This is a genomic window from Acinetobacter sp. GG23 (genome assembly GCF_057766365.1).
In genome coordinates, this window is sequence record NZ_JBYMDJ010000007.1 from 24,384 (window position 1) to 30,665 (window position 6,282).

General features: G+C 40.1%; 6 protein-coding genes. 4 read left to right on the plus strand and 2 right to left on the minus strand.

All coding sequences use genetic code 11. The features are described 5' to 3' along the window. Nucleotides 1-57 precede the first annotated feature (57 nt). The gene (purN, locus tag AC3CAU_RS11840; protein WP_131214918.1) at nucleotides 58-687 is read right to left on the minus strand and encodes a phosphoribosylglycinamide formyltransferase; all 630 of its coding nucleotides are present in this window, start codon (nucleotides 685-687) and stop codon (nucleotides 58-60) included. Between the two features lie 10 nt (nucleotides 688-697). Then, complete coding sequence (gene purM, locus AC3CAU_RS11845) at nucleotides 698-1,765, minus strand: phosphoribosylformylglycinamidine cyclo-ligase (RefSeq protein ID WP_131214916.1); 1,068 nt, start codon at nucleotides 1,763-1,765, stop codon at nucleotides 698-700. A 134-nt stretch (nucleotides 1,766-1,899) separates the two neighbouring features. On the opposite strand from purM, the gene cxpE reads away from it, so the two are divergent. The 4 genes from cxpE to AC3CAU_RS11865 all read left to right on the plus strand — a co-directional run bounded on the left by cxpE (nucleotide 1,900) and on the right by AC3CAU_RS11865 (nucleotide 6,266). After that, on the plus strand, nucleotides 1,900-3,120 hold the full coding sequence (cxpE, locus tag AC3CAU_RS11850; RefSeq protein WP_447053407.1) for a chloramphenicol efflux transporter CxpE: 1,221 nt from the start codon (nucleotides 1,900-1,902) through the stop codon (nucleotides 3,118-3,120). 15 nt (nucleotides 3,121-3,135) lie between these two features. Next, on the plus strand, nucleotides 3,136-3,840 hold the full coding sequence (gene hda, locus AC3CAU_RS11855; protein WP_131214912.1) for a DnaA regulatory inactivator Hda: 705 nt from the start codon (nucleotides 3,136-3,138) through the stop codon (nucleotides 3,838-3,840). A gap of 118 nt (nucleotides 3,841-3,958) precedes the next feature. Beyond that, nucleotides 3,959-5,773, plus strand: coding sequence for a rhombotarget A (rbtA, locus tag AC3CAU_RS11860; RefSeq protein WP_447054328.1), 1,815 nt, complete (start codon nucleotides 3,959-3,961; stop codon nucleotides 5,771-5,773). A gap of 13 nt (nucleotides 5,774-5,786) precedes the next feature. Further along, nucleotides 5,787-6,266 (plus strand): CSLREA domain-containing protein, encoded by a 480-nt coding sequence (locus tag AC3CAU_RS11865; RefSeq protein WP_488368490.1) that lies wholly within the window; start codon nucleotides 5,787-5,789, stop codon nucleotides 6,264-6,266. The last annotated feature ends 16 nt before the right edge of the window (nucleotides 6,267-6,282 follow it).

Sequence of the window (6,282 nt, forward strand, 5' to 3'; positions counted from 1 at the left end):
TTTGCAGGAAATAAAAAACGCATCCGAGGATGCGTTTTTTATTGCATAAAATTTAGTTTAAAATTTACAAAACTGAACAGGTTCCTGCATTACTTGACCACGGTACAACACACCTTGTTCAGTATGTTGAATTGTATCTGTGCAAATCCATTCCACCACTTGGGGGTAGATTAAATGTTCAAGCACATGAATGCGATGCGCTAAAGAATTTACATCATCATGCAAATTGACTTTAAGCACAGCTTGAGCCAAAGCCTGACCAGCATCCAATTCAGCAGTAACATAATGTACGGTACAACCATGCAAAACATCACCTGTGTTTAAAACACGTTGATGGGTATGCATGCCTTTGTAATTCGGCAAGAGAGAAGGGTGAATGTTGAGCATTTTCCCTTCCCATGCTTTGACAAACTTGGTACTCAAGATGCGCATAAAGCCTGCAAGAACAACCAAATCAACATTCCAATCGAGTAATTGCTGATGCATGACATCATCAAAAGCTTCACGATTCGGATATTGCTTGTGTTCAATCACAGCAGTTTGAATTCCTGCTTTTTCAGCACGCTGTAAAGCATATGCTTCAGGTTTATTGGAAATGACCCCAACAATTTGACCTGACAGATTGGCATCTATTAGGGCTTGTAAGTTACTTCCACTGCCTGAAACGAGGACAGCAATTTTGATCATGTGCTGTTCTTTATGCAAAAATTACGCGAACTTTTTCATCAGCGCCGGCAACAGATTCAGCATTTTCAACAATGTGACCCATGTTCCAAGCTTTTTCGCCCAGGCTTGTAAGCAATTCTAAAGTTTTATCAGCATCTGCTGCATCAACAACAATGACCATACCTACGCCACAGTTGAATGTGCGGTACATCTCGAACTGTTCCACACCACCTTCACGTTGAAGAAGTTTGAACAACTCTGGCCATTCCCAAGAAGACTCATTCACCACTGCTTGAGCACCATTTGGCAATACGCGAGGTAAGTTACCAGGTAAGCCACCACCCGTAATGTGTGCCATTGCATGAACATCAACTTGTTTGCAAAGTTCAAGCAATGGTTTTACGTAAATGCGTGTAGGTTCCATTGCAACATCTGCAAGTGGGCGACCGTCTACGATTTGGGTAAGATCGACATTTTTCACGTCTAAAATTTTACGAAGTAAAGAGTAACCGTTTGAGTGTGCACCTGAAGACGCCACACCAATCAATACGTCACCAGCTTTAACTTTGGTTCCATCAATAATTTTGCTTTGCTCAACTACACCTACACAGAAACCTGCAAGGTCGTAATCTTCACCTTCATACATGCCAGGCATCTCAGCAGTTTCACCGCCTACCAATGCACAGCCTGCAAGCTCACACCCTGCACCAATACCGGTTACGACATTTGCAGCGACGTCCACATTTAAGTGTCCAGTTGCATAATAATCGAGGAAGAATAATGGTTCAGCACCACATACAAGAAGATCGTTTACACACATTGCAACCAAGTCTTGACCAATCGTGTCATGACGGTTCAAATTGAGTGCTAAACGTAATTTTGTACCAACACCATCTGTGCCAGATACGAGAACAGGTTCTTCATAACCTTTAGGGATTTTACAAAGAGCGCCGAAGCCGCCTAATCCGCCCATAACTTCAGGACGTGAGGTACGCTTAGCCACAGATTTGATTCGATCGACAAGTGCGTCGCCCGCTTCAATGTCGACACCCGCATCTTTATAGCTTAAACCAGTGTTTGGGGAAGTTGAGTTGCTCATAATGAAGTCTCCGCATTCGCGCCGCGATTATACCCGAATATACGAAACTCTTATGTTATTTATGCACTAAAATGCTATCTTTATTAAAATATTTTACTTTCTATAACGAATAAACCGAGAAAAGGCGAATTTGCATGGTGGATCGTACCTTACGTCGCATTTTTATACTCTCAGGAATTGCATTAATTCTTTGGGTTTTGTATCTGCTTAAACCCGTAGTATTGCCTTTCGTAGCAGCATTTTTGGTGGCTTACTTATTTAGTCCGTTGGTAGAGAAGCTTCATAAGATCGGCTTGCCGCGCTGGTTAGCTATTAGTTTTGTCTTTGTAGGCATTGGTGTAGTTCTCACCTTGGCGATGTGGTATTTGGTTCCCCTGGTTTGGCAACAGCTGATGTATGCGCGAGACAGTATTCCAGCAGGAATTCATTGGCTAAATTACACCTTTTTACCTTGGGTGTCGCAAACTTTTAGCGTCGAGCAAATGGAAATCGATACGCAGCAAATGTCGACTGTGGTCATGGAATATATTCAGACCAATTATAGTGCCGATAGTATTCAGGCAATGGTATTGAAAGTCGCGCAATCGGGTTTGAATTTCATACAAATTGGCGGAACGGTGGTTCTGATTCCAATTATTGCATTCTATTTCCTGTTGGATTGGGATCGTATGCTCGACAGTTTCCGCCGTTTAATCCCTCGTCCTTATGAGAAAAGTACTTTACACATTGTCGGTGAATGTCACCAAGTCTTAGGGGCCTTTGTTAAAGGTCAGTTTTTGGTGATGTTCTTGCTGGGTACGGTCTATGCAGTCGGCTTACAAGTCATTGGTCTTGAGGTCGGTCTGATTATTGGAATGGTTGCGGGTCTGGCCAGTATTATTCCCTATTTGGGCTTTGCAGTGGGAATTATTGCAGCTGTGATTGCAACACTATTCCAGTTTGGTATTGATTGGATGCATTTAGCATTGGTGCTGGTTGTATTTATGATTGGCCAAGCCGTTGAGGGTTATATTCTTCAACCTTTCTTGCTCGGAGATAAAATTGGCTTATCTCCTGTAGCCGTGGTATTTGCTGTATTGGCCGGCGCTCAACTTGCCGGTTTTCTGGGAATGCTGATTGCTTTACCGGTTGCGGCAGTTATTGTAGTGCTGCTACGGCATGCGCGAGATTGTTACGAGAAGAGCCGTATATATAGGCACTCCTCTGTAATCATACAAGAGCCGGGAGCAGGATCAATTTCAATTGAATCGGATCAAGTAGATGTAGATATCGAATTGAGAAATACAGAATCAAAAATTCTGCAAGATGCTGAAAAATCGAGTAAGATTGAATTGATGGACAATAAAGAACCCTAAGGGCAAAACACACATATGCGTCAACTGCAATTAGATATAGAACCTCAACTGGATGCCCGAATTAGTGATTTTTCGGGTCCAAGTTGGGGGCATGTCATTGATGCAGTGCGGCAGCTTCATGCTGGTTTAATAAATCGCTTTTATATATATGGTGGAGCTGGTTCAGGTAAAAGCCATTTACTTTCTGCTATTTGCGATTCTTATTTAGAAGTCGGTAAATCTGCAATTCAAGTCTCATTACTGGAGTTACTCGATGCACCAACTGAAGCGATTACATCATTAGATCAATATGACCTTGTGGCATTAGATGATATTGAAGCCATTAGCGGTGTTCCACATTGGCAAAAAGCAGTATTTCATTTAATTAATTATAATAATGAAGGTGGAGGACAGTTAGTTTTCTCTTCTCGTGTTGCACCCATTGAATTGAAACTTGAACTTCCCGATTTACAGTCACGTTTGACTCAAGCGGTGAGCGTTAAAGTGCCGACAGGAAGTTTATATGCGGATCGTTATGCGCTTGTAACATCGGTATTAACACGTCGGGGAATTCATATGGATCAGCAAATCATAGATTATTTGTTGCTGCATGGACCGCATCAAACCTCTATTTTATTACAAACTTTAGAACAGTTGATACAGCTGTTAAAAGGTGAAAAAACAAAAATCAGTCATGCCAATTTAAGACAAATTTATGCATTAATTGATGAATATCGGTAAATAATAAAAAATCTTGAGAAATTATTAAAGCTGTGACAAAGTACAGCAAAATAGTTCAATGTTGCAAGGAACGTGCAACGATAGAATAAAAATATTAGAAGAATACAAGGAGAAAGGTATGCTCAAACGGAGCATAGGTATAGGGGTGTTATGCTTTGCAGGACATGCTTATAGTGCGGATATTATCGTAAATACGACTGAAGATACTAAAAAAGATGACAAGGAATGCTCATTACGTGAAGCAATAGAATACGTTAATTTAGGATTGCCTGAAGAAGGGCATTTGGGCTGTGGCGGTAAAGGTTCGAGTTCAATCATTACGCTTGAAAAAAAAACCACCTATAAGTTAGATAGCCAAATTAAAATTGCGGCAGCGCTTACTTTAAAAACGGTCTACGATAACAGCTTTTCAAATGACCTTAAGCCCGGTTTAAATAATGCCATTATTAAAATGATAGGTAAGGATAATATCTTTTATATTGATGATGCAAAAAAAGGTTTAGTTCAAGTTAATATCAGTGAAGTGAATTTGCAGGGATGTGGTCAAAGTGTTTGTGCTACTCAAGGCGGTTTAATTTTCAACAATGAATATTTAGTTTTAGATCATGTGAAATTAACAGATGGTATCGCGACGCAAGGGGGTGCCATTTACAATGTAGGTGTACCGACTGAACCAGAATCAATATTACGTAGTCTAGTGGAAATTAAATATAGCCTAATTGAAAACAACAAAGCTGATGAAGGCGCCATTATTTACAGTCAGGTTCCACAATTTAGAATATCAAACTCAGTTTTTCGAGAAAATGAGACGAATTTAGCAAACGCTGCAAATATTTATTCGTCTGCCGATTTAGACAGTACATTATTAGCCGCATTTCCCTATATGTCCTATAAAATTGCCAATAGTACCTTTTACAAAAATAAAGGCTGGGTAATTAATGTCCGAGACGGTATAGGCTTAAATAATCTGACAGTCATTGGTAATACTTCTGGAATTAAATTTAATGCACCTGCCCAAAAAGCTTATCTTGCCAATAGCATTATTATGGGCAATCCCTATCCTATCACTCAGGATGAGAACTGTTCCTTTGCAAATACGGATAAGACTTATAGCCAAAACAATATCGTAGCAAGTAGTTGTACGACGGGGGATAGTTTATATCCGAATGATGTCTGGACAGGCCAGCAGCTTATTGCAGGTGATACATTAGATGGAAAATGTAAAACCTTGAGTGAAGATCCGAATTCGCTCTTGTGCCCATATTTCCAGTCAGAGAAGGATTTTTTAGGATATTTTCGGCCGCGTATTTTGATGAGCTATAAAAAACTGGCTGAATCATTAATCGTAAACAAAGGCAAGTTTCAGGTAGCTTCAGCATCAAAAGTAATGGGATGTGAACGTATAGATCAACGTGACAATGCACGTGATGATGATAATGATTTATGTGATCGTGGTGCAGTTGAGATTGTTGTGCCAAGCACAACTGGACTTGTCGGGGAAGATTTGCTTATAGGTCAAACTGCTCAAATTTCTGTAGTTGACCATCTAAGTGATAGTGATTTAGTGCCAAAAGAGGAATGCGAGGCCATACTGGGTAAAAAGCCTGCAGGTGAAGCATGGCAGGCAGGTTGTTTGCAAGTAGTTCAGACACAAACACCTTCCAAAGGTAAGCTGACTATTAATGAAGATGGAACCTTGATTTATACACCTCAAGGAGACTGGCATGGTGCAGATATTTTTAAAATTCGTTTAGTCACGTCATCTACGCGTTTTAATAAAACTCAGCCCTATATGGAAGTGAATGTAAACGTTGTACAGGCACCTCAAAATACTATGGAAAGTAAGAGCGTGAACACTTCCGGTGGCTCTGTTGGATTCTTCAGTCTATTTGGCATATTGGGTCTTGTTGGATTACGCCGATATAAAAAATAATTAAGGACGATCTATGAAAAATTATAAAAAGGGATTGCTCACGGCCATGGTATTGTCTGCCATGTCACTCATGGCAGCAGAACACAAAACAATTTATGTTAATACCTTCGATGATGAAGATAATTCCAATAATAAATGTTCATTGCGTGAAGCAATTAAAGCAGCCAGTTTAAATAAGGCTTATGGTGGTTGTGCTGCAGGTAATCCTGAGAGAGGGCAGAAAGATTATATTCAGCTTGAGGAAGGGGAATATATCCTTAATAGTGAATTAACGCCTGAATCAGAAATTTATATTTATGGGAAATTGCCAGTTGATTATTCAACCAAGGATGTCTTAACCAATGAATATCCGGCACGCCAAAATTTAAAGACTAAAATTACCACAAAAGGTGCATCACGAATTTTTAATACCGTTGACCAATCGCCGACACTGTCTTTATACAATGTTGCTTTAGAGGGGGGGGCTTTTTGTTACGTAGCTGGGGAGTTATAAAATCAAGTTACTTTAA

What these genes read in the sequence shown, in the direction of transcription:
- cxpE (WP_447053407.1), top strand. Translation starts at nt 1,900, where the DNA reads ATGGTGGATCGTACCTTACGTCGCATTTTTATACTCTCAGGAATTGCA.
- purN (WP_131214918.1), bottom strand. Translation starts at nt 687, where the DNA reads ATGATCAAAATTGCTGTCCTCGTTTCAGGCAGTGGAAGTAACTTACAA.
- hda (WP_131214912.1), top strand. Translation starts at nt 3,136, where the DNA reads ATGCGTCAACTGCAATTAGATATAGAACCTCAACTGGATGCCCGAATT.
- purM (WP_131214916.1), bottom strand. Translation starts at nt 1,765, where the DNA reads ATGAGCAACTCAACTTCCCCAAACACTGGTTTAAGCTATAAAGATGCG.
- AC3CAU_RS11865 (WP_488368490.1), top strand. Translation starts at nt 5,787, where the DNA reads ATGAAAAATTATAAAAAGGGATTGCTCACGGCCATGGTATTGTCTGCC.
- rbtA (WP_447054328.1), top strand. Translation starts at nt 3,959, where the DNA reads ATGCTCAAACGGAGCATAGGTATAGGGGTGTTATGCTTTGCAGGACAT.